The following is a 22,111-nucleotide window of genomic DNA, read 5'->3' on the forward strand; positions in this document are numbered from 1 at the left end:
CTCAAGCCCGAACGGGCAGCGCGATGGTGACGCCGTCGCGGCGGATTTTTTCGCGCAGATTTCCGGGAGCGACGGCACCGTCAGCTCCGATCTCGACCGGCGCGATGTAGGCACCGACCGCGCCGACATCGTCGGCGGTCGCAGCGGCGAGCAGCGCGCGCGCCGGCTCGGCCTCGCGCACGATCGCGGCGTCGGCCAGATCGGTCGACCAGCCGTTCGTTGCGGTCCGGTAGATCACCACGCCGTCGGTGGTGCGGTTTGCAGTCACCACAGAGGGGCCGGTGATCTTGATCTTCTGTTGCAGCGGGGACGTCATTCGGCGGCCATCTGATAGGTCGAAACGAGTTGCAGGAGTTGTTGCTGGCGCCACGGCGCCGAGTGGGTGACGACATCGCCGATCACCAGCAGCGCCGGGCCGCCCTCGACCTGCTCGACCAGTGCCGGCAGATCGTCGAGCACGCCCACCGCCGCCACGGCGTCCGGCCGCGTCACGCGCGCGAACACGCCGACCGGGGTATCGGCGGCGCGGCCCGCCGCGAGCAAGGCCTGACGAATCGTCGGCGCGGCGCTCATGCCCATGTAGACCACCACGGTCATCTTCTGGTCGGTCAGCGCCGACCAGTCGACCGTCTCGGCGTCCTTGGCCTTGTGCGCGGTGAGGAAGGTGATGCGCAGGGCTTCGTGGCGATAGGTCAGCGGCACTTCGAACTGCGACGCTGCGCCGAACGCCGCGCTGATGCCCGGCACAACCGCATAGGACACGCCGGCTTCGCGCAGCGCTTCGACTTCTTCGCCGCCGCGGCCGAACACGAATGCATCGCCGCCCTTGAGCCGCACTGCGCGCTGTCCGGCGCGCGCGGCTTCGATCAGCAGCGCATTGATCGCCTCCTGACCGATGCCCGGCTGCCCGACGCGGCGGCCGACCGGGACACGCTTGGCGTCGCGGCGGATGCGATCGAGAACCTCCGGAGAAACCAGCTCGTCGTAGAACACCACATCGGCGTCCGACAGCGCCCGCAGCGCCTTCAGCGTCAGCAGATCGGGATCCCCCGGTCCGGCGCCCACCAAGGTGACATGGCCATCGGCGCGGCGGCCGAGCGAATGCCGTGCGTAGTCGGTGGCATCGTCGATCTTCTTCAGTTCGGTCTCGGCATCGGTCAAACGCCCTTCGAGCACAGCGCGGCCGATCGGGCCGTCCACGACGCGCTCCCAGAACCGGCGGCGCAGCGGGAATTCAGGAATCCGAGTCTTGATCGGCGTGCGCCAACGCCCGATCAGCGCGGCCAATTCGCCGATCCGCGCCGGCACCACGGTCTCGATCAGTTCGCGGAGGCGGCGCGCCACCACCGGCGAAGACCCGCCGGTGCCGATCGCCACCACGACGTCGCCGCGATCGACGATCGCCGGAAAGATGAAGGTCGAGTGCGACAGCTCGTCCATGACATTGACCGGCACGCCGAGTGCCCGCGCCTTCGCGGCCAGCTGGGCGGCGATCTCGCCAGCGCCCGCACACAGCAGCGCGATCGTCCCGGTGAGGTCGGCGGCGGCCGGATCGCCGTCCGGGAAACTCACCCGCGCCCGCTCGGCCTCGGTCAGGCCGGCCAGATCGCGGTCGCCATCGGTGACGTACCAGCGGACCGAAGCACCAGCGCCGAGCAACAGCCGCAGCTTGGCGCGCGCCATCTCACCGGCCCCCACCAGCACCACGGGTCCCGTCGCCAGATCCAGAAACACTGGAAGAAATCGCATGTCCGCTCCATCGCCACCTGGGGCTGTTTAGAATTATTTTCTCCGCCTCCGCGACACAAGCCGGGCCGGAAGAAAATCATTCCATTCCAACTCTGCTGATCCGTAGAGAAATTTCGCCCCTCGTCGCCACTTGCCAGAGACAGTCTTTCTCGGCCGCATCTGGAGTCTGAGCTGAGCAAGGGCCGTGCCGGCCTCCTTCCTGCCGCGACTCCCGGCAGAGCGGCGTTTGGGCCGGGAACGGAAGGGTTCCCGGCGGCGCCTGACTGCAGCCAGACAGTGCGGGCCTTCTCTTTTGGCGACCTTTGACGCTAAAAGGAGCACCCGGCGCCGCTACGCGGCGACCGGTCATTTGACCCCTGAAAAGGCGCCAGCGCGCCGTTTTCTCGCGAGACATCCAAAAATGAATCGTATTGACGCCCACGGACTGAAAATCGCGCCTGTGCTGTTCGACTTCATCGCCAAGGAGGCCGCGCCGAAAACCGGCATCGCTCCCGACGTATTCTGGGCCGGACTCGCTGCGATCGTTCGTGATCTGGCGCCGAAGACCCGCGCGCTGCTGAAGACCCGCGACGATCTGCAGGCCAAGATCGATGCGTGGCATCTCGCCAACAAGGGCAAGAAGCAGGACATGGCGGCCTACACCGCGTTCCTGAAGGAGATCGGCTACCTGCAGCCCGAGCCGGCGACCGCGCCGGTCGAGACCGCCAATGTCGACGAAGAAATCGGCAAGCTTTGCGGCCCGCAGCTGGTGGTGCCGCTGTCGAACGCGCGCTACGCGCTGAACGCCGCGAACGCGCGCTGGGGCTCGCTGTACGACGCGTTCTACGGCACCGACGCGATCCCGCAGGAAGCCACCCAGGCCAAGGGCTACGACAAGGCCCGCGGCGACAAGGTGATCGCCAAGGCCAAGGCGTTCCTCGACCAGGCCGCGCCGCTTGCTACCGGCAGCCACAGCGACGTCACCGGCTACAGCGTCATCGCCGGCCAGCTGTCGGCCAAGCTGAAGAGCGGGAATGCCACCGGTCTGAAGAAGCCGGCGCAGTTCGCCGGCTTCCTCGGTGATGCCGCCAGTCCGAGCGCGGTGCTGGTGGTCAACAACGGCCTGCACATCGAGATCAAGATCGACCGCGCCAGCGCCATCGGCAAGGACGATCCGGCCGGCGTCGCCGACCTGATCATCGAGTCGGCAGTCTCGACCATTCTCGACATGGAAGACTCGGTCGCCGCCGTCGACGCCGACGACAAGGTGCTGATCTATCGCAACACCCTCGGCCTGATGGACGGCACGCTGTCGGAGAGCTTCGAGAAGGGCGGCAAGACCGTTACCCGCGCGCTCAACGGCGACCGCACCTACACCGCGCCGGACGGCAAGGAAATCTCGCTGCACGGCCGCAGCCTGCTGCTGATGCGCAACGTCGGTCACCACATGTGGACCGATGCGGTGCTCGACAGCGAAGGTCAGGAGATCCCGGAAGGCTTCCTCGACGCCGCGGTGTCAGGCCTGATCGCGATCCACGATCTGAAGCACCTCGGCAAGACCCGCAACAGCCGCACCGGCTCGGTCTACATCGTCAAGCCGAAGATGCACGGCCCGGATGAAGTCGCCCTCACGGTCGAGCTGTTCGGCCGCATCGAGAAGATGCTCGGCCTGACCGAGAACACGCTGAAGGTCGGCATCATGGATGAGGAGCGCCGCACCACGGTGAACCTCAAGGCCTGCATTCAGAATGCGAGCAAGCGGATCTGCTTCATCAACACCGGCTTCCTCGACCGCACCGGCGACGAGATCCACACCTCGATGGAAGCGGGTCCGATGATCCGCAAGAACGAGATGAAGGCGCAGCCCTGGATCAAGGCCTACGAGGACTGGAACGTCGACACCGGCTTGGTCGACGGCCTGCCCGGCCATGCCCAGATCGGCAAGGGCATGTGGGCAGCGCCCGACAAGATGGCCGACATGATCGCGCAGAAGATCGGCCACCCGCAGGCTGGCGCCACCACCGCCTGGGTGCCGTCGCCGACCGCAGCAACGCTGCACGCGCTGCACTATCACCAAGTCGACGTGATCGCGCGCCAGCAGGAGCTGGCCAAGGGCGGCCCGCGCGCCAAGCTCGAGGACATCCTCACCATTCCGGTGTCGAATTCGAACTGGGCGCCGGACGATGTCCGGCAGGAGATCGACAACAACTGCCAGGGCATCCTCGGCTACGTGGTGCGCTGGATCGACCAGGGCGTCGGCTGCTCGAAGGTGCCGGACATCCACGACGTCGGCCTGATGGAAGACCGCGCCACGCTGCGCATCTCCAGCCAGCATCTCGCCAACTGGCTACACCATGGTGTCGTCACCAAGGAGCAGGTGATGGATTCGCTGAAACGGATGGCCGTGGTGGTCGACAAGCAGAACGAAGGCGATGCGCTGTACCGGCCGATGGCGCCGGACTTCGATGGCGTCGCGTTCGAAGCCGCGTGCGACCTGATCTTCAAGGGCCGCGCTCAGCCGAACGGCTACACCGAGTTCATCCTGCATGAGCGCCGCCGCGAAGCGAAGGCGGCGCACCTCGACTCGGCACGCTAAAACAGCGGACCTGTTACTTCCACAGTCACGAGACCTCCCCCGCCCGGGGGAGGTCTTTTGCTTTGGTAGCTCGTTACTTGCTGCTGATTTCAAGACCGCAGCCCGCAAGCCTCGGGTGACGGCTTGCCGCAGCGGAAGCCGGAACCATCCTCAGCACCGCCCGTTGACCGGCATTCAAACACTGGAGGACAGGATGGATTGGAACCGCGTTGAAGGTAACTGGAAGCAGTTCAAGGGCAACGTCAAAGAGAAGTGGGGCAAGCTCACCGACGACGATCTCAACGTGATCGAGGGCCGCCGCGACCAGCTCGAAGGCAAGCTGCAGGAGCGCTACGGCTATGCCAAGGACCAGGTCCGCAAAGACGTCGACGACTGGTTCTCGACCCTGAAGTGATCGACATCACAGCTCGACATGCGAAGCCCCGGCGAGAGCCGGGGCTTTTTGCTGTAGGCAACATCGAATGACTTACGCGGCTCTGCTTTGCGGCGACCAACGAAAAGGCCGGGCGATTGCCCGGCCGGATTGCTGACTTAGAACACCGCCAGATATTTCAACAGCGATACGACGCCGATGATGATAACGATGATCCGTGCGATCTGTTTGGCGCGGCCGTCCATCGGCAGCATGTTGATCAGATACAGCACCAATATGACGACGAGAAATGTAATCAGAATTCCGATCAGAATGCTCATCTTCCTAGCTCCAACCCGCGGCCGCGCCGCACCGGATCAATCGCCAAGACGCTGATCAGTTCCAAGTTCGGAACTATCGTAACTTCCCATGAGAAATGCCGCGCGGCAGACGCGCGGCTTCCAAACTGTTGGCAGCCGATGGATTAGTCCTGAGCCAGCACCGGGACCTTGGAATAGCCGGCGCGGACGTGATCGGCGCCGGAGGCCGGAGCGAGTGCCACCTTGCCGTCGTTGCCGGAGGCATTACGGGCCGCGACCATCAGGCCGTCCTTGCCGGCGATGATGTCGCCCTTGCGCACCGTCGGATCGTCCTCGATCGGGATCTTAGCGAGGCCGAACTGGTCTTTGCCGTTGCAAGTGCAGCCGGCGACGATCTCGGTGCGGAATTTAAACGCGTTCGGCAATTCGGAGTACGGCTTGCCGCTGGACGTGCGGGCGTTCTCGATCGATGAGCCATACACGACCTTGGTGTCGCTCGACGGGCAGAAGCTGTTGCAGGTCTCGGCCTTGGTGTCGCCGCCGCTGGACGAGATCGGGAAGTAGCGGCCGTCGCAGGTTCGGACGCAATACGCCTGCCCTCCGGTCGAATAGGTGCGTGCGCTCGAACGCGACATTCGCTCCCGCGTGTCCCGGCCATAGCCGTCATCGGCAAAAGGCAGCGCCGGCATCCGCGGCTGGTAGCGCGGCGCCTGGAAGCCGCCGAACAGCGCCTGAAAGAAATCCTGCGCATGCGCCGGAGGCGTCACCACGGTCACAGCCGCAAGTGCCGCGGCACCGATTCCGATCTGGCGTGAGGTGAGCTTGCGCATGAGGTCTCCGGCTGTCTGGCGTTAGTCGATCGACGAGGCTGAGATGTTCATGGCCTGCCGGCCGGGCCGCAGGGTCGAGCGCGCTTCGATCGGATGCGATCCCGACTTCGGCAGCACCACGACGCGGGTCCCGATCCCGGTCCGGCTGAACAGGTCCTCGACGTCCTCATTGGTCAGCCGGATGCAGCCCGAGGAGACGAACTTGCCAATCGTCGACGGATCATTGGTTCCGTGGATGCGGTACGCGGTGGAGCCGAGATACATCGCCCGCGCGCCGAGCGGGTTGCCCGGGCCGCCGGCCATAAAGCGCGGCAGATAGGGCTGACGCGCAATCATCTCCGCCGGCGGCCGCCAGTCCGGCCACTCGGCCTTGCGGGTGATGGTCTGGACGCCGGCCCAAGTGAAGCCTTCGCGGCCGACGCCGACGCCGTAGCGGATCGCCCGACCGCCGCCGAGCACGTAATACAGATAGGTGTTCGAGGTATCGATCACGATGGTGCCGGCCGGCTCCTTGCTCGGATAGCTCACCACCGTCCGGCGCAGCCGGTCAGGGAGCTGCGCGTCCTCGTTCGCGTCGACCGCAACATCGTTATCGGCCGGATCGGACGGCACGACCATCGCCTCGTCGGATTCGAACGGGGCGAACTGCGGCGGCTGCGCCGCATAGCCAAGCGCCTGGGCGGCAGCCGGAGTCGCCGGCAGCGCCAGCGCGAGCAAAAGCACGGCACCGGTCGCCGCCACCGAATTGAACGCGCGTCGCCGCTGCGGGACGCATGCAGACAGCATCGTGGTGATCATGGAAAGTCCCCGCTGTTAGTTGCGACGTCCGTGCGGCGTCGGCGAAAGAACGCCGTCGCGCTCCAGTCCGTTCCCGCATCTGATTCAAGCGATGCGTGAAGTCGTCAGCAGCGAGCCCGGAACCTTCTTGGTCGATCGTCGTTGCACGCAGCGGCAGTCTTCGATGGTTGCGCCGTCATCCGGCCCGCTCGCCGTCGACTTCCACGTCTCCACACATTACTCAGACGCTGGGTGGTCCATTGCGCGTACTTCCCGCCGAGCCTGCCGGCACGCCGCTTCCCGACAGCAAGGACGAGCGGCCGCCGTTGATCCGGCGCACCGAAGTCGTTGCGCTCGCTTTGGTCGCCCTGCTGGTGATCCTGCTGGTCGGCTTGCTGTACGTCGGAAAGCCGTTCTTTTTGCCGATGGTCACCGCCTTCGTGGTCGGCACCATGGTGTCGCCGGCGGCGAGCTTCCTGGAGCGCTTCCGGATTCCCCGCGCGGTCAGCGCGGTGCTGATCGTGGCGCTGGGGCTCGGCACAGTCACCTTCATGATCGGGCTGATCTCGGCACCGCTGATCGAGTGGAGCAGCCGGATTCCCGAGGTCGGCTCCCTGCTGCGCGAAAAGCTGCACGTGCTCGATCGGCCGCTGCAGATGTGGCGGCAGATCCAAAGCTCACTGAGCGGCTCCGAAAGCCTGCCGCAGAGCTCGGTGCAGATGCCGAAGATCGACTGGGTGTTCGAATTCCTCTCGCCCACCCTCACCGAGCTCCTGCTGTTTCTGGTGATGCTGGTGCTGTTCGTGGCGAGCTGGAAGGATCTCAGGCGATCGCTGGTAATGGTTTTCGCCGGCCGAGATGCCCGGCTGCGGACGCTGCGGATCCTCAACGAGATCGAAGGCAGCCTCGGCGCCTATCTGCTGACCGTCACCGTCATCAACCTGTGCTACGGCGCCGCCACTGGCCTGATCTGCGCCGCCGCCGGCATGCCGAACCCGGCCGGCCTTGGGGCGCTGGCGGCGGTGCTGAATTTCATCCCGATCATCGGGCCGTTCGTGATGTTTGTCGTGCTCACGGTCGTCGGCATCATCAGCATGCCGACCCTGGGAGCCGGGCTGCTGGCCCCGTTGGGCTTCACCCTCCTCACTTTCTTTGAAGGCCACTTCATCACGCCCACGATCATCGGGCGGCGACTGTCGCTGAACGCGCTGGCGGTATTCATCACCCTGGCGTTCTGGACCTGGCTGTGGGGGCCGATGGGAAGCTTCCTGGCCTCCCCGCTGCTGATCGTCGGGCTGGTGCTCAAGGAGCACCTGATGCCCGAGGACGCCCCGCAGCTTCCCGGCGGCGACTGACGCCGGCGCGCCGGCCTAACGCCCGCTCACCGCGAAGGCCTTAAACAAAAACATCCGCCCCAGGGGCGGATGTCGTATGTTCTGTTGTCTGATGAAAGCGTTACGCGACGCAACGTCCGGGCTGGAGCTGCTTGGCAACCTCGGTGAGGACACTTACCACCGGCTCGCAGGCCACGATCCGCTTCGGCGCGATCGCCGGCTTGGTGGTGGCTGCGGGCGCGCTACCCGCTGCTCCATCGGCCTGCTCCTTGGGGATTCGGACGAGAACCGATTGGCCGATCAGTGTCACGGCAAAAGTCTGGCCGGGCTGCATATCGCCGCTGATACCAGCACGATCGGCTTTGCCCGAACGGTTGACGTCTTGGGGTGCCGGTGCGGCGACTGACGCCTGCTGCATCAGTCCGGCGTGACCGAGGTCTTCGCCGACAGCCAGTTGGGCCGCGCCAAGCGTTCCGGTGATAGCAATGGCGCCCAAAATTCCCCGCACAATCTGTGACATGGTATCTTGCCGCTTTGTTGTAGCTGGCGTTATGCCGCTTTTCCCTGTTGCGGCACCGCCAACTACGCGTTCGCGATGCACACAATGATTAATCGCGGGAGCGGCCAAGCGGTTCGATAACCATCGATCAACAGAGCGTGTTAACGTTTTTAGCAGTTGACGCGGAACGGTTTTTACCTACCGGCGTTCACCCGGCGCCGGTTAAGTCCCCCTGCCCCGAAGCCGGCGATACAGGGCGCGGCTGTGTGATGCCAGCCGCGCCCTGTTTGATTCCCAAGCTTCCAGCACGTCACTCGCAGCAAAGCAAAACGCCGCCCGGCAGAGCCGGACGGCGTTCGTCGTATTCGGCCGATGAGGGAATGATCAGGAAGCGACCGCGTTGGGCTTACGGTTGCGCGAATTGCGCTGAAAGAACAGCGCCTGGCTGGCGACCGCCGAGACCATCGCAGGCTGAAACGGCTTGGAGATCAGGAAGGCCGGCTCCGGACGTTCGCCGGTCAGGAAGCGCTCCGGATAGGCGGTGATGAACACCACCGGCACTTCGAAGGTCCTTAGCAGTTCGTTAACCGCGTCGAGGCCGGAGCTGCCGTCGGCGAGCTGGATGTCGGCCAGGATCAGGCCCGGCTTCTTGGTCCGTGCCAGCGCGATCGCGTCGGCGTGGGTGCGGGCGACACCGATCACGTTATGGCCTAAGCCCTTGACCAAGCTCTCGAGATCCATCGCGATGAAGGTCTCGTCCTCGATGATGAGGACGTCGGTGGCGATCTCCTCGGCCATCTCCTTGCCGGCGGTCTCGACCAACTGACGGACTTCGGTGACCTCGGCCTGCAGTACGAAGGCGACTTCCTCTTCCGAGAAGCCCTCGAGCGACAGCAGCAGAAAGGCTTGGCGGGGGAGCGGAGTGATCGCCGACAGGCGGCGCTCCGACGGCATCGGCAGTGTCCGAACGTCGGATTCGTCGTTCAGGGCGACCGAGTTCCAAATTTGGGTAAACAAACGGAAAAGACCGGCACGAGGACCGTGCCGCTCGTCGAGCAGGGCCGGATCCTGGAGCAGCGCCTCCAGCATGGCGCCTACGTAAGCGTCGCCGGAGGTCTGGCTACCGGTCAGCGCGCGCGCATAGCGGCGCAGCAAGGGCAAATGCTCTGCAACAACCTGTGATCTCGACATCCCCACTCCATCAGTCATTCGGCCATCGCCAGCGGCGGGCCGGCACCTCTGCGAGGGCAACTACGCCCGAGCGGGGCAAAAGTTCCATTCCCGTGTGGAACTTTCATGCCGGGATCGCATTAGGGTCCCGTGAACGGCGACAGATCAAGAAAACCCTCGAAGTTCAGGGGACTTGACCATGGGGAAAACATTGGATCAGTCATGCAAGAATTCAAGGCTCAAACCATGAAGAAGTCGGCTCCAGGCACTAAGGGAGGTCTCAACGCCGAAATCCAGGCCCGGATCGGACATCAATTGCGCGCGATGTACGACGACGTGGTCCGGCAAGGCGTTCCTGATCGGTTCGCGGAGCTGATCAAGAAGCTCGACGATCCGCAGCAGGCGGCCGAAGCCGCCAATGCCTCGGACTCGACCGCGACCGAAGGGAGGGACTAATGCCTCTCACCGATTCCCTTCGTGACGACATTCTCGCCGCCGTGCCGAGCCTGCGTGCGTTCGCGATCTCGCTGAGCGGCAACGCCGATCGTGCTGACGACTTGGTCCAGGAAACCCTGCTGCGAGCGCTCGCCAATATCGACTCGTTTCAGCCGGGCTCGAACCTGCCCGCGTGGTTGTTCACGATCCTCCGCAACCTGTTCCGCTCCGACTATCGCAAGCGGCGCCGGGAGGTCGAAGACGCCGATGGCAGCTACGCCAAGACCCTGAAGTCGCAGCCGGGGCAGACCGCACACTTGGAATTTGAGGAATTCCGCGCTGCGCTAGACAAGCTGCCGCAGGACCAGCGTGAAGCGCTCATCCTGGTTGGAGCCTCCGGGTTTTCCTACGAAGACGCCGCGGCGATCTGCGGTTGTGCAGTCGGCACTATCAAGAGCCGCGTCAACCGGGCCAGATCCAAGCTCAGTGCGCTGCTCTATGTCGACGGTGCTGAAGACTTCGGACCCGACGACACCGTCCGTGCCGTGATTGGCGGCAACGGCTGATCCACCGCCGACCCGGCGGGGATCGCTCGATCCAACGACGCATCGAGCGATCTCTGGCGTCGGTATCACTCCCCAAGACACGATCCAAGCGGGGCTCCCCCTCGCGAACAGACCGAGATCTGGCCGAGCATGCATCGGCCAGATCCGGCTGTTTGCGTGCGAACTAGCGCGGCTGTTTCGGGGATTTACGGATCGGGCGCACCGGCGCGGTGATCTGCCCGGTGCGATCACGCTCGTTGACGTCCACGACTGTATCGAGCGGCGCGGTCAGCTCATAGACGTAGCTGACGTCGGTGAAGTAGCGCTTCGACGTGCCGCCGAGCGCTTCGGGCGCCACGCGGTCGAGCAGGATAATGCCGAACTCGCTGTCCGGGCGCCGGGTCGCCGCGCTGGTGTTGAACTCTTCCCAGCGGAAATGAAATGTTGCGTCCTTGGCTTCTCCGGTGACGGTCCAGCTCGCAACCACCCGCGGGTGCTTGCCGACCACGGCCAAGCCCTCATCGGAATGCGACGCCAGCTCGAAGAACAGCAGGGACAGGCTCTGTGCCGCCCGCGCGCTGACCGCGATATCGGGACCGTCGACCTCGATACGGTCGGCATGCGGGATTGCCCGTCCTTCGAACAGGCCCTTGAGCATCACGCCCTGCCACTGGCTGTCGCTGAGCAGCGACACGACGTTGGACATTGCATGAATCCGCCCGATCAGCAGCTCGCGCGCGACGTCGAGATCGGAGCCGTGGCGCAGCGTCCTGGTCACGATCGACTGGATCACCGCCAGGATGTTCTTCACCCGGTGGTTGAGCTCGTCGATCACCGCAGTCAACCGGCGCTCAAAACCAATCCGCATCTGGATTTCGCGCCGCAGCCGGATGTTGCTGTAGCTGACGTAACCGAACAGCCCGCAGACGATCAGCGTCAGCGCCAGACCAGCGAGCCCGATGATCAGCGCCATCTTCTGAGCGCGGTCATAGGGATCGATCTTCGGGTAATAGGCCAGCGACCAGTCCCGATTACCGAAGGTCACGGTGCGAACGATGATCGGATTGGCCCCTTCCGGATGCGCCGCCCGCGAGGTGATCTCGCCGCTTTCGTCGGCGAGCAGTTCATAACCCTCGCGGCTCGGATCCTTCAGCACCACCGAGAACAACGACAGATCGTCGTTGGTGAGCATCAGCGTGGCGAGCTTATAGGAGAAGGTGACGAAGCCGACGATGTCCGAACTGTCGGTGTTCATCACCGGCGCCGCCAGAACGACACCGACCGGACCGCTGCCCGTCAGCGGCACCGGGTCGGAGACGTGCGGCTGGCCCTCGGCCAGCGCCTGCGCAAAGGTGCGGCCGAGCACCGGGTCATGATCCAGCATCCGGCCGGTCAGCGCCATGGTCTCGGCGTTTCGCGGCTCGACATCCATCACCACGTCGAGCGGCACCGGGCTGCTCAGATCGAGCGGCTTGCCGTCATAGTCGCGCACGGCCGGATCGGGAAAGCCCGCTTTGGTCAGCTCAGCCTCGGCGGCCGGCACTTCCTCGGGCTTCAGCCGTGCCACCCAGGTCGCCAGCACGAAATCGGTCTTGAAGGTGTAGATCGACGACCGCAGCGGCTGCAGCATGTCGGCCTTGATCACCGAGGGTTTGCGAAACAGCCCTGAAGCGACCCGGCCGAGCAGTTCGCGCTCGGTGAGGCGGTCCTGAACCTGACTGGCATGAACATCGATGGCCCGTCCGAGCGCGATGCGCTGGATCGCCGCTTCCTGCTCATAGACGCGGGATGCGGAAAAGCCTGACAGCACCACCCCGATGATAGCGATCAAGCCGATGATGAAGCCAAGCCGAACCACGCTCTTACTCGTTGTCCGAGGCGGAGCGTCCGCCTCACCTATTCAACGTATCGAAACCGGCCCCACCATGAAGAAGCGTCGACCTGAGCGCAACTGAACGATCCTGGAGGACGGTCGGTGGGGCACGAATTCCAAGAGCGGTTCAACCACACCCGGCCTGATTTCGTTCCCGTCCCAACGATCACGAAGTTGGTACTGCAGCGCACGCGGAAATACCGCAGGTGGCTGCGCTGGGGCTCAGGCCGACTGCCGCGGCGTCAGGCCGCCCTTCTCTTCAATAAAGCCGATAATGCGATCGAGTCCGTCGCTCTTCTTCAGATTGGTCATGACGAACGGCCGCGCGCCGCGCATTCGCTTGGCATCGGTATCCATCTTCTCCAGCGACGCGCCGACATAGGGCGCCAGATCGATCTTATTGATCACCAGGAGGTCGGACCGGGTGATACCTGGGCCGCCTTTGGAGGGGATTTTGTCTCCTGCGGCGACGTCGATCACATAAATGGTGATGTCGGCGAGTTCGGGCGAGAATGTCGCGGCCAGGTTGTCGCCGCCGGACTCGATCAGCACCAGATCGAGCCCCGGAAACTTGCTGCGCATCTCGGCCACGGCGGCGAGATTCATCGACGCGTCCTCGCGGATCGCGGTATGCGGGCAGCCACCAGTCTCCACCCCGGCAATGCGGTCCGGCGTCAGCGAACCGGAGCGCACCAGGAATTCGGCGTCCCACTTGGTGTAAATGTCGTTGGTGATCGCCGCGATGTCATAGCGCTCGCGCATCGACTTGCAGAGCAGGTCCATCAGCGCCGTCTTGCCCGAGCCCACGGGGCCACCGATGCCGACGCGGAGAGGGCCGTGATGATCCGACATATTGGATTTCCGGTAGGAGATCTGAGGAAAGCAGCCACGCGGCGCAAAGACCGATCCGTCCACGCCGCGAGCCGGAAATAAGAACGATGCTGCAAGAGATTGCAAGCCGTGAGCAGCGCCGCTGCTGTCATCGGTTTGAACTGAAGCAAGCGCCTACATCCTTCGTCGGCGCCCAATAAGCCGCAACAGTGGACTGCCTACGCCGCCATCGACTGATCTTTCGACGAATGCCACGCGTCTTTGGCTTCCTTCTTGGGCTTGGCTTCGGCAGCCGGCCCCTTCTTGGTGATCTGGCCGTAGCGCGACAGCATCGCGAGCTCGGCTTGGCGCGCGGCGACCTTCTCGCGAGCTTATCGGTCGCTTCGTCCCGCAAGGCGGCCAGCTCTTCGATGCTCAGGGACTCGAGAGTGATCTCGGCTATGGGCGCCCTCTCCAACTTTCGCGCTGGGCTACCGAGTACCGCTTTCAGCGCAACCAACCGTACGATTTATCCACCACCGCAGCCCGTTGGCGGCGATTTCGATTGACGCCCCTGATCAGCGCTCCCAATGATGACTTTTAGGAAGAGCAATGACGTCGTCGCAACTGCCAAACTCCGAGTCCGCTGATTTCAGCGACAGCAGCAGCCGGGATAATGGCTCTGAGGACGCGGCTGCAGCGGGCATTCCGACCGGTGATCACGGAAATACCGAGTTCCAGACCGACTCACGGGCGCAAATACCTCCGGCAACCCAACACTCCGAGGCTGAAGTGTCTCGTCCTGAAACGATTGCATCGCGAGAACGCGAAGAGATCGCGAAACGCATTGCAGCCTTCCGAAATCTGCAGATCAGCCTGAAGCAGGAGCGCGAGGACTATTACGAGCGCACGCTCGCCCGCACTCGCGCCGCACTCGCGCCAAACGCGAAATAGCCGCGCTGATCAATCGCATTCCACTGTTCTCGTCGCGCTGATATCTCGCCGGCGCCCCCCCGATACGCCTTTGGTTGGATGGATTGCGTAGCCCGCGCACACTAAGCGCGCCCGCGTCCCAGCGCGTTATTCGCGACAAATCGTCTCCATCAGCAGCACCACCCCTCGGAAATACACGGCTGACGGGCACCGATTTGCACTCTTCCGTGGCAAGTTTCCACTTTGCGAGAAAACCCGGCACGAACCGGGCCGGTGTAGTGATTTGCAGCAGTTTGACCGGTGTCAACGAGCCAAGACATCGACAAAACGGCGATAGTCACTACGCGCGAGTACCTAATTTCGCCAAATTGCCAACTACACACACTTAAACTAATGCTAACCGAAGCCGCCTCGATCAGTTCGAAATTCTCAATTTCCGAATTGTCGGCACGGAATGGGTGTAGTAGAAGGGCGCTTCACTAAAGGAGCCTACGCGTGGCAAAGAAAGCGAAAGCAAAGACTGCGAAGACCGCAGCGAAGTCGAAGAAGGCCAAGAAGGTCGTGACCAAGGCCGCGGCGAAGACCGCTACCAAGGCCAAGGCCGCCAAGAAGGGCAAGATCACTCGCCGCGAGTACACCAAGGAAGACATCAAGGAGTTGAAGGCGCATTCGAAGGCGCGCACTCCGGTGGCGGAAATCGCCCGTCTGACCAATCGGACCGTCGGCTCGCTGCGCCAGAAGGCGCTGAAGCTCGGTATCGGCCTCGGCCACCAGCGCTGAGCCTGAACGCGCAACTCGCGAAGCGATAACGACTGCCGACCTCCGGTTACGACCGGATTAATCGGGCCTCAGTCGCGCTTCGCGAGTGGCGCATCAGCCTTCTTTATCCAGACTTTATTATCGTGAAACGCCGCACCGCCGTGCGGCGCGATTGATTCTGCGCTGGTCAGGACGTTAATTCCACGTCCGCCGCGATGAGCCCGGTTCGGAAACACTGATTCGGCGATCAAGACGCCGCGGCGCAGTCCGCTGCTGAGCCTGACCGTCAGCATCGTTTCTCCCCGGGCATTCCCCAGCATCACCAGGTCGCCCTCACCGACGCCGAACTCGGCAGCATCGGCCGGGTGCATCATCACGTTGGGCTCGCCTTCGCGTGCCTGCGACGATGGCGTCTCGTTGAAGGTGGTGTTGAGGAAGCTCCGGGCCGGGCTCGTAGCAAGCCGGAACGGATGCTGCGCATCGGCCTGTTCGGTCACCGCCCAGTGATCCGGCAGGCTTGGCATCTCCTGCCACGGTCCCAGCCGCAGTTTGCGCGCGAGGTTGACGTTACCCCAGTCGACCCGGAAGTGAAACTTGCCGTCCGGATGCCCGAAACCGTCAAGGAAGTGAGAGGCGCGGAAATCCGGCTGCAGATCGCGCCAAAGATCGGCCTCGAGCTGCTCGATGCCGCCATGGCCGCTGGCTTTCAGCGTCGTATCGATGACCTCCCGCGGCGTCATCGCGAACGCCGGATGATCGACGCCGAGCCGCTGCGCCAGCCCCTGAAGCACCTCGTGATTGGAGCGGCATTCGCCGGGAGGTTCGACCAGCCGGGCGCCGACCGAGATGTGCTGATGGCCGCCGCCGTAATACAGGTCGTCGTGCTCCAAGAACATCGTCGCCGGCAACACGATATCGGCCACCAGCGCGGTCTCGGTCATGAACTGCTCATGCACCGCAACGAACAGATCTTCGCGGGCGAAGCCGGCGCGGACCAACTCCTGCTCCGGCGCGACGGTCATCGGATTGGTGTTCTGGATCAGCATCGCCTTGACCGGCGCGCCGCCATCCAGCGCCTCGGCATCACCGGTGAGGATGCGACCGATCTTGGACTGATCGAGTACCCGCGTCGCCGGATCGAGCTGATCCAGCCCCTCGATCAGAGTCTTGTCGAAGCCGAAGATCGCGCCATTGTTGAAGAAAGCGCCGCCGCCTTCGTGCTGCCACGCCCCCGTCACCGCCGGAATACACAGCGCAGCGTGCATCTGCGCGGCGCCGTTGCGGCTGCGGGTAAACCCATAGCCGAGCCGGAAGAAGCTGCGCTTGGTGTGGCCCACCGCATGCGCAAACGCTTCGATCTCCGCCTCCGGCACGCCGCAGATCGCAGAGGCCCATGCTGGCGTCCGCGTCTTAAGATGCGCTTCGAGGTCGTCCGGACAGTCGGTGTAGCGGGCCAGATAGCCGCGATCCGCAAGACCATCGCGAAACAGCACGTGCATCACGCCGCAGGCGAAGGCCCCGTCGGTCCCCGGACGCAGAATGATCCGGAGATCGGCCTGCTGCATCGTCTCGTTATCGTAGATATCGATGGCCGCGATCTTGGCGCCGCGCTCTTTGCGGGCTCGGGCAGCGTGGGTCATCACGTTGACCTGGGTCGAGACTGGATTAGTCCCCCAGATCACGATCAGATCCGACTTCGCCATTTCCCGCGGATCGACGCCGGCGACCTTGCCGACACCGGCCGCAAAGCCCGCCCAGGCGACATTCGCGCAGATCGTCGAGTAAAACCGCGAGTACTTTTTGACGTTGGCGAGCCGGTTGATGCCGTCCCGCATCACCAGCCCCATGGTGCCCGCATAGTAATAGGGCCACACCGACTCCGCGCCGAACTCCGCCTCGGCGGCATTGAACCGCGCTGCGATCTCGTCCAGCGCCTCGTCCCAGGAGATGCGCGCAAATTGTCCGGAGCCCTTCGGTCCGCTACGGCGCATCGGATAGGTCAGCCGGTCGGGATGATGGATGCGCTCGGCGTAGCGCGCGACTTTGGCGCAGACGACGCCGGCCGTGTAGGTCTGCCGCTTCGAGCCGCGGAGCCGGCCGATGGCCGAGCCGTCGATCACTTCGACGTCGAGTGCGCAGGCCGAGGGGCAGTCGTGCGGACAGGTGGAATGGCGGATGTCGATCGCAGCACGCTGGTTCATGTGCGAATCGTTAGCACGAGTTTTTCCGGCTGAGAACGGTAACGGACCATTGCGCGTGCGGCGGCGGACGCCGGCGACCTGCAACCTTTTGAGCTTTCGGCCGTTATGCCGGCACAACAGGGACGTACGACATGCATCCGGCACAGCACATCGAATTCAACCGGTTGGCTCAGGAAATGGCGGCTTGGCGCGCCGTTCCGGCGGACGACCGATCTCCGGCTCCGGGCTGGTGGTGGGGACCGGCGATGGCGCTTCGCCACGCCAAACAGCCGCTATCGCCGGAAGATTGCCGCAAGTTCGGCCTGCCGGTCGGCGCCTCGTTTGCTGACGCCGGAAATAAAGTGATGGCGTTTCTGGCTGCCCAGCGCTCGCTGACGCGCCCCAGCGAGTTTCCGAAGCGCCGCAGCAAGCATCGCCCGATCAAGATCGCGGGCTTGTACGCGATGGCGGCGGAATAAGCGCCTTTAGCGCTTTACACGTTCTCTTCCACCGACACGTCGGCCTGTCCCTCGAGATCGGCGATCTCGAGGTTGAGGTTACGGCCGGTGCGACCTTCGACGATCTGGTTGATCTTGCGTGCAATGCTCGGCTCGCGGGTAATCAACGCACGTAGATCGGCGCCATCCAGGACCAGCAGCCGCGTTCGCGACACCGCCTTCACGGTCGCCGAGCGCTCGACCCGCTTCAGCACCGCTATTTCGCCGAAGAAGTGTCCGGTGCCGAGCCGGATGCGGCGGCCCTTGTCCTCGGGACCCAGCTCGATCTCCACGTCACCTTCGGCAATGAAGTACATCGCTGTCGCGGGCTCACCGCGGCGAAACACCACTTCGCCCCGCTCGATCTGCCGCGCCTGCAGTAGCTGCATGATGTGCGCGATATCGCCCGCCGTGAGATGGGAGAACAGCGGCACCCGCGCCACCATGCTCCAATTCACGATGAAATCCCGCCGGTGGATCACCTCGGAGAACGCATTGGCGACGATGCCGACCGGCAACGCGATCATGATCAGGCCGCAGATGATGGTGGCGGCGGCGATCATCCGGCCGACTCCGGTCGCCGGCACGACGTCGCCGTAGCCGATCGTACTGAGCGTCACGATCGCCCACCACATCGCGTCTGGAATGGTGCCGAATTTCTCGGGCTGCACATGGCCCTCGGCAATGTGCATCGCGGTCGCCGAGACCAGAGTGGCGCAGGCCAGGATCACGAGGCAGGCCATCAACGCCCGGCGCTCGCTCTCCAACACCTCCAGCAGCGACCGCATGCCCGACGAATAACGGGCGAATTTCAGCAGCCGCAGCATTCGCAGGATGATCAAGACCCTGAGGTCGTCCGGGCCGAACAGCGCGATCCAGAGTGGCATCACCGAGATGCAATCGACGATGCCCTGCGGGCTGATCATGTAGGCCCACGCAGCGCGCAGCGGGCTCATGTGGTGGTACGGCAGATGCTCCGGCGCGATCCAGATCCGGATGTAATATTCGATCGAGAACACCACTAGGCACAGCAGCTCCAGCGCCTGGAACAGCCGGCTGTAGTCGTCGCGCATCGCCGGCACCGACTCCATCACCGTGATCCCGACGCTGAGCACGATGAAGAAGACGATGAAGCGATTGACGACGACGCCCATGCGCGAGGTCTGCGCCTGGGATTCAAGAATTTCGTAGAAGTAATGCCGGGCTCGAAGATAGGCCGGCGTTTCGTCGCGCATCGGTAGCCTCGGATGGGATTCCGGGCGGATGCGCGGCCGAAAGTGAAGCGTTTCAGGCCGCGGCGAGCGCGTCGAAGCGTTTCGGGTCCAGCACGCGTACCCCGTCCGGCACGATCACGATCAGTTTTTCCCGCTCCAACTTGGTGAAGGTGCGGCTCACGGTTTCGATCGTCAGGCCAAGAAAGTCGGCGATGTCCTGACGGCCCATCGGCAGGCTGACGGTTTTGGTGACGCCTTCCAGCCGGGCCAGACGATCGCGCCAACCGACCAGGAATGCAGCGACCTTCTCCTCGGCGGAGCGGCGGCCGAGCAGCAGCATCTGATCCTGGGCGAGGCTGAGTTCGCGGGTGGCGAAGTCGTTCATGCGGAGCAGCATCTGCGGGCGATTTTCGATGAAGCGCAGGAACGGACCGCGGAAGAACTTGCAGACGGTCACGCCGCCGATCGAGTCGGCCGAGAAGGAGTAGCGGTTACCTGGTGCCATTCCGAGGAAGTCGCCGGGAAGCGCAAAGCCGATGATCTGGCGACGGCCATCGGGCAGCAGCTTGTACAGGCGGGCGATCCCTTCGATCAGGCTGTAAACCGAATCAGCGACTTCGTCCTCGGAGAACAGCGCTTCCTTCGGCCCGTAACGAACATGCTGGGCGAGACGTTCGAACTCTTCGTGGTCGGCAGGGCCGAGTTCGCCACAGATCGCCAGCCCACGCACCGCGCAGTGCGTCTCACAGCGAAATCCCTCGCAAGTCGTCGTCGGATAAGCGAGATGCGGCATCCATCACTCCATGCGGTCGCCAGACTGAACTCTCCTGGCGCGCATCGCCGTCAACTGACCGCCCATTCTGCGCCAGAAGAGTTAATATGTCGGCAATTCGTCAAGGCAGCTTGACACAGATCAAGGTCATGACACGACCGTCATGCATCGTGCAAGTCGTTGTTTGGCGACCTGTTTTTACCGACCGGGCGGCTCATGGGACGACTACTTGCCTGCACGGCGATCCTGCTAATTGTGGCCAGCCAAGCGGCGGCCGCCGCGACTCCGTCGGAGCGCCGCGGGCTCGGCTTCGCCAAATCACACTGCGCGCGCTGCCACGCCATCGGCCGCAGCGGTAAAAGTCGGCTCGAACAGGCTCCGCCGTTCCGCACGCTTCACACGCGCTATCCAGTCGAGACGCTGGCAGAGGCGTTTGCCGAAGGTATTTATACCGGCCATCCGCGGATGCCGGCGTTCGAACTCGATCCAGACCAGATCAACGACCTTTTGTCGTACCTGAAGACCTTGGAGCGGTAGTCGGCCTGCCGGGAGGCGTCGAGGCCGGCTCGGCGTCTGCATGACCGGTTGCGAGCGCCTGCGCAACCCACGGCACCAGCTCCTTGGCAATGGTATCGAATGACTTATCGAACGCGGTGACGGCCGCAGCCGGCTCAGGCTTGTCGAGCGGCGTCGCCTGCTGAAACAGCTTGGCCGCAACCAGCTTGCCTTCCTTGTCGATGATCTTGGCGCTGAACGCGATCTCGGCGCGAAGAGCATCCGCTTCACCGATCACCTGAAAACTCCTGATGTCGGTCAGCAGTTGATAGTCCGGCTGCACGGCGTCGTTCGGGCGCATCGGCGCGTGCGCGATGTCGTAATTCTCGAAGCTCTGGATCAGCTTCTCCTGCAGCATCTTCGGGAGGCTGTCGCTCCACTGCGCGCCGGCAAAGGCCGGCACTTCCAGTCCGGGCGCCAGCAGCATCTTCTGGCTGTCGAACAGCACCACCGTATTGGATTCCGGAATGGTAAGCTGCGCCTTGAGAGGCGGCGATGGCGGCGGGAAGCCGGTCGCGGCCGATAGGTCGTACACCACCTTCTTCACCACCGGTTCGTTTGCGCCGGTCATCCGCTCGACGCCGCCGAGGATGCCGTCCAGCTTCTCGGTCTTCCCCGCCAGCCATTCCGAGAACGTCTTGAAGTTGGCGATGGTGTCTTTCAGCGGACCGGAGTTTTCGCCGAGCACGGTATCGACCTTGCGCAGCGCCTCGCGGGCAGCCTGGGTCATACTCATGCCGGCTCCCGGCTCGGCTACCAGCGTGGTGGCGATCGCCGAGCCGCTGAGCTGCTTGCCGCCTTCGAGCGCCACCACCGGCACGCCGGTCAGGCCCTGGAAGTCCAAGCCGACCTTGGTGTCCGGACGGACCGGCGTCGACGGCGCCACCGCGATGGTCGCATCGACCCGCCGCGGATCATCGGAGGCGAGCGACAGCGCCGTGACCTCGCCGACGCGGATGCCGTTGAACAGCACGGCAGCACCGACCAGCAGCCCCGGCACCGGGTCACGGAATTGGACGTGGTAGCTGGTGCGCGCACCGACGCCCGAAGTGTTGTGCAGCCAGAACACGAAGCCGAACACCGCAAAGATCGCCGCGAGTACGAACGCACCGACGATCACGAAAGGAGCACGAGTTTCCATGGCGTGGCGTCCTAGTCCTGTCTGGGCTGGAGCATCGCCGAGCGCTTGCCGTGGAAATAGGCCCGCACCCAGGGATGTTCGGATTGCAGCAATTCGCGCATCGGCCCCACCGCCACGATCTTGCCGTCGGCCAGCGCCGCGACGCGATCACAGACGACGTTGAGGCTGGCGAGATCGTGGGTCACCATGAACACGGTGAGCCCGAGCGTGGTTTGCAGGGTCTTGATCAGTTGATCAAAGTCACCGGCCGCGATCGGGTCGAGGCCGCTGGTGGGTTCGTCGAGAAACACGATCGAGGGATCGAGCGCCAGCGCACGGGCCAGCGCCACACGCTTGGTCATGCCGCCGGACAGCTGCGACGGGTACTTGTCCCAATCGTCTGGTGCGATGCCGACCATCTCCAGTTTGGCGGTGGCGATCTCGTCCTGCAGCTTCTCCGACATGTCGAGCATCTCGCGCAGCGGGAACTGCACGTTCTGCCGCGCGGTGAGCGAGGAGAACAGCGCGCCCTGCTGAAACAAGATGCCCCAGGTCGCCGCCACCGCCCCACGCGCCCGGCCGAAGCCGCGCTCGGTATCGTGGCCCATCACTTCGATGTGCCCGCTTTGCTTGGGGATCAGCCCGATGATGGTGCGCATCAGCACCGACTTGCCACCACCCGACGCGCCGACCAGTCCGAGGATTTCACCACGGCGGACATCGAGCGACAGATGATTGAGCACGGTCTGCCGGCCGAACCCGACCACGAGGTCGGCGACGCGAATGGCGTAGAGTTGAGCGAGCGCGTCCAT

At 64.0% G+C, this 22,111-nt stretch carries 23 protein-coding genes; 9 read left to right on the forward strand and 14 right to left on the reverse strand.

All coding sequences use genetic code 11. The features are described 5' to 3' along the window. Position 1: 1 nt before the first annotated feature. Positions 2-316 carry a DUF2849 domain-containing protein gene (locus tag VRZ08_RS09350; protein ID WP_164604552.1) on the reverse strand — a complete coding sequence of 105 codons (315 nt, stop codon included), beginning with the start codon at positions 314-316 and terminating at the stop codon, positions 2-4. Beyond that, complete coding sequence (gene cysG, locus VRZ08_RS09355) at positions 313-1,749, reverse strand: siroheme synthase CysG (protein ID WP_414532374.1); 1,437 nt, start codon at positions 1,747-1,749, stop codon at positions 313-315. Before cysG ends, VRZ08_RS09350 begins: the two co-directional genes overlap by 4 nt. Before the next feature lie 400 nt (positions 1,750-2,149). Between cysG and VRZ08_RS09360 the strand changes: the two genes are divergently transcribed. Both VRZ08_RS09360 and VRZ08_RS09365 read left to right on the forward strand, forming a co-directional pair. After that, positions 2,150-4,324: a malate synthase G gene (locus VRZ08_RS09360; protein WP_414532375.1), complete on the forward strand. Its 2,175-nt coding sequence runs from the start codon at positions 2,150-2,152 to the stop codon at positions 4,322-4,324. A 193-nt stretch (positions 4,325-4,517) separates the two neighbouring features. Beyond that, complete coding sequence (locus VRZ08_RS09365; protein WP_107345818.1) at positions 4,518-4,718, forward strand: CsbD family protein; 201 nt, start codon at positions 4,518-4,520, stop codon at positions 4,716-4,718. 137 nt (positions 4,719-4,855) lie between these two features. Here the strand turns inward: VRZ08_RS09365 and VRZ08_RS09370 are convergent, their stop codons facing one another. From VRZ08_RS09370 to VRZ08_RS09380, 3 genes are all read right to left on the reverse strand, one after another. Continuing rightward, positions 4,856-5,017: a Thivi_2564 family membrane protein gene (locus tag VRZ08_RS09370; RefSeq protein ID WP_199851763.1), complete on the reverse strand. Its 162-nt coding sequence runs from the start codon at positions 5,015-5,017 to the stop codon at positions 4,856-4,858. A gap of 143 nt (positions 5,018-5,160) precedes the next feature. Further along, positions 5,161-5,826, reverse strand: a complete 666-nt coding sequence (locus VRZ08_RS09375) for a DUF2865 domain-containing protein (protein WP_414532376.1) — start codon at positions 5,824-5,826, stop codon at positions 5,161-5,163. Positions 5,827-5,847: 21 nt separating this feature from the next. After that, entirely contained in the window at positions 5,848-6,624 is a 777-nt protein-coding gene (locus VRZ08_RS09380; protein WP_414532377.1) for a L,D-transpeptidase, read from the reverse strand. Between the two features lie 239 nt (positions 6,625-6,863). Between VRZ08_RS09380 and VRZ08_RS09385 the strand changes: the two genes are divergently transcribed. Beyond that, on the forward strand, positions 6,864-7,958 hold the full coding sequence (locus VRZ08_RS09385; protein WP_234822268.1) for an AI-2E family transporter: 1,095 nt from the start codon (positions 6,864-6,866) through the stop codon (positions 7,956-7,958). A 100-nt stretch (positions 7,959-8,058) separates the two neighbouring features. On the opposite strand, the gene VRZ08_RS09390 is transcribed toward VRZ08_RS09385, so the two are convergent. Both VRZ08_RS09390 and VRZ08_RS09395 read right to left on the reverse strand, forming a co-directional pair. Continuing rightward, positions 8,059-8,457: a hypothetical protein gene (locus VRZ08_RS09390; protein WP_414532378.1), complete on the reverse strand. Its 399-nt coding sequence runs from the start codon at positions 8,455-8,457 to the stop codon at positions 8,059-8,061. Between the two features lie 363 nt (positions 8,458-8,820). Next, a complete protein-coding gene (locus tag VRZ08_RS09395) occupies positions 8,821-9,627 on the reverse strand; it encodes a response regulator (RefSeq protein WP_107345822.1) in 807 nt (268 codons plus the stop codon). Between the two features lie 201 nt (positions 9,628-9,828). Here VRZ08_RS09395 and VRZ08_RS09400 point away from each other — a divergent pair, with 201 nt between their 5' ends. Beyond that, complete coding sequence (locus VRZ08_RS09400; protein WP_199851764.1) at positions 9,829-10,062, forward strand: NepR family anti-sigma factor; 234 nt, start codon at positions 9,829-9,831, stop codon at positions 10,060-10,062. After that, entirely contained in the window at positions 10,062-10,607 is a 546-nt protein-coding gene (locus tag VRZ08_RS09405) for a sigma-70 family RNA polymerase sigma factor (protein ID WP_011159760.1), read from the forward strand. The genes VRZ08_RS09400 and VRZ08_RS09405 overlap by 1 nt, the downstream gene beginning before the upstream one ends. Before the next feature lie 163 nt (positions 10,608-10,770). Here VRZ08_RS09405 and VRZ08_RS09410 read toward each other — a convergent pair whose 3' ends face one another. Together VRZ08_RS09410 and ureG are read right to left on the reverse strand one after the other, a co-directional pair. Continuing rightward, positions 10,771-12,444, reverse strand: a complete 1,674-nt coding sequence (locus VRZ08_RS09410) for an HWE histidine kinase domain-containing protein (protein ID WP_414532379.1) — start codon at positions 12,442-12,444, stop codon at positions 10,771-10,773. Positions 12,445-12,681: 237 nt separating this feature from the next. Continuing rightward, positions 12,682-13,311: an urease accessory protein UreG gene (gene ureG / locus VRZ08_RS09415; RefSeq protein WP_107345824.1), complete on the reverse strand. Its 630-nt coding sequence runs from the start codon at positions 13,309-13,311 to the stop codon at positions 12,682-12,684. Positions 13,312-13,881: 570 nt separating this feature from the next. On the opposite strand from ureG, the gene VRZ08_RS09420 reads away from it, so the two are divergent. Both VRZ08_RS09420 and VRZ08_RS09425 read left to right on the forward strand, forming a co-directional pair. Then, entirely contained in the window at positions 13,882-14,223 is a 342-nt protein-coding gene (locus VRZ08_RS09420) for a hypothetical protein (RefSeq protein ID WP_414532380.1), read from the forward strand. Positions 14,224-14,697: 474 nt separating this feature from the next. Beyond that, a complete protein-coding gene (locus tag VRZ08_RS09425; RefSeq protein WP_011159765.1) occupies positions 14,698-14,982 on the forward strand; it encodes a hypothetical protein in 285 nt (94 codons plus the stop codon). 68 nt (positions 14,983-15,050) lie between these two features. Here VRZ08_RS09425 and VRZ08_RS09430 read toward each other — a convergent pair whose 3' ends face one another. Next, positions 15,051-17,162 carry a molybdopterin-containing oxidoreductase family protein gene (locus tag VRZ08_RS09430; protein ID WP_414532381.1) on the reverse strand — a complete coding sequence of 704 codons (2,112 nt, stop codon included), beginning with the start codon at positions 17,160-17,162 and terminating at the stop codon, positions 15,051-15,053. A 131-nt stretch (positions 17,163-17,293) separates the two neighbouring features. Between VRZ08_RS09430 and VRZ08_RS09435 the strand changes: the two genes are divergently transcribed. Next, entirely contained in the window at positions 17,294-17,620 is a 327-nt protein-coding gene (locus VRZ08_RS09435; protein WP_263989556.1) for a hypothetical protein, read from the forward strand. Positions 17,621-17,634: 14 nt separating this feature from the next. Here VRZ08_RS09435 and VRZ08_RS09440 read toward each other — a convergent pair whose 3' ends face one another. Together VRZ08_RS09440 and aadR are read right to left on the reverse strand one after the other, a co-directional pair. After that, entirely contained in the window at positions 17,635-18,873 is a 1,239-nt protein-coding gene (locus VRZ08_RS09440) for a cyclic nucleotide-gated ion channel (protein WP_107356810.1), read from the reverse strand. Positions 18,874-18,925: 52 nt separating this feature from the next. Beyond that, positions 18,926-19,645 (reverse strand): transcriptional activatory protein AadR, encoded by a 720-nt coding sequence (gene aadR, locus VRZ08_RS09445; RefSeq protein ID WP_011159769.1) that lies wholly within the window; start codon positions 19,643-19,645, stop codon positions 18,926-18,928. A gap of 195 nt (positions 19,646-19,840) precedes the next feature. Here aadR and VRZ08_RS09450 point away from each other — a divergent pair, with 195 nt between their 5' ends. After that, the gene (locus tag VRZ08_RS09450) at positions 19,841-20,161 is read left to right on the forward strand and encodes a c-type cytochrome (RefSeq protein WP_107346722.1); all 321 of its coding nucleotides are present in this window, start codon (positions 19,841-19,843) and stop codon (positions 20,159-20,161) included. Here the strand turns inward: VRZ08_RS09450 and VRZ08_RS09455 are convergent. Then, complete coding sequence (locus tag VRZ08_RS09455; protein WP_414532382.1) at positions 20,121-21,320, reverse strand: ABC-type transport auxiliary lipoprotein family protein; 1,200 nt, start codon at positions 21,318-21,320, stop codon at positions 20,121-20,123. The two genes, VRZ08_RS09450 and VRZ08_RS09455, sit on opposite strands and share 41 nt — an antisense overlap. Before the next feature lie 11 nt (positions 21,321-21,331). Then, positions 21,332-22,111 (reverse strand): ABC transporter ATP-binding protein, encoded by a 780-nt coding sequence (locus VRZ08_RS09460; protein WP_107345830.1) that lies wholly within the window; start codon positions 22,109-22,111, stop codon positions 21,332-21,334.

The sequence above is a fragment of the Rhodopseudomonas sp. G2_2311 genome (assembly GCF_047501505.1).
In the GTDB taxonomy this organism is placed as follows: Bacteria; Pseudomonadota; Alphaproteobacteria; order Rhizobiales; family Xanthobacteraceae; genus Rhodopseudomonas; species Rhodopseudomonas palustris_H.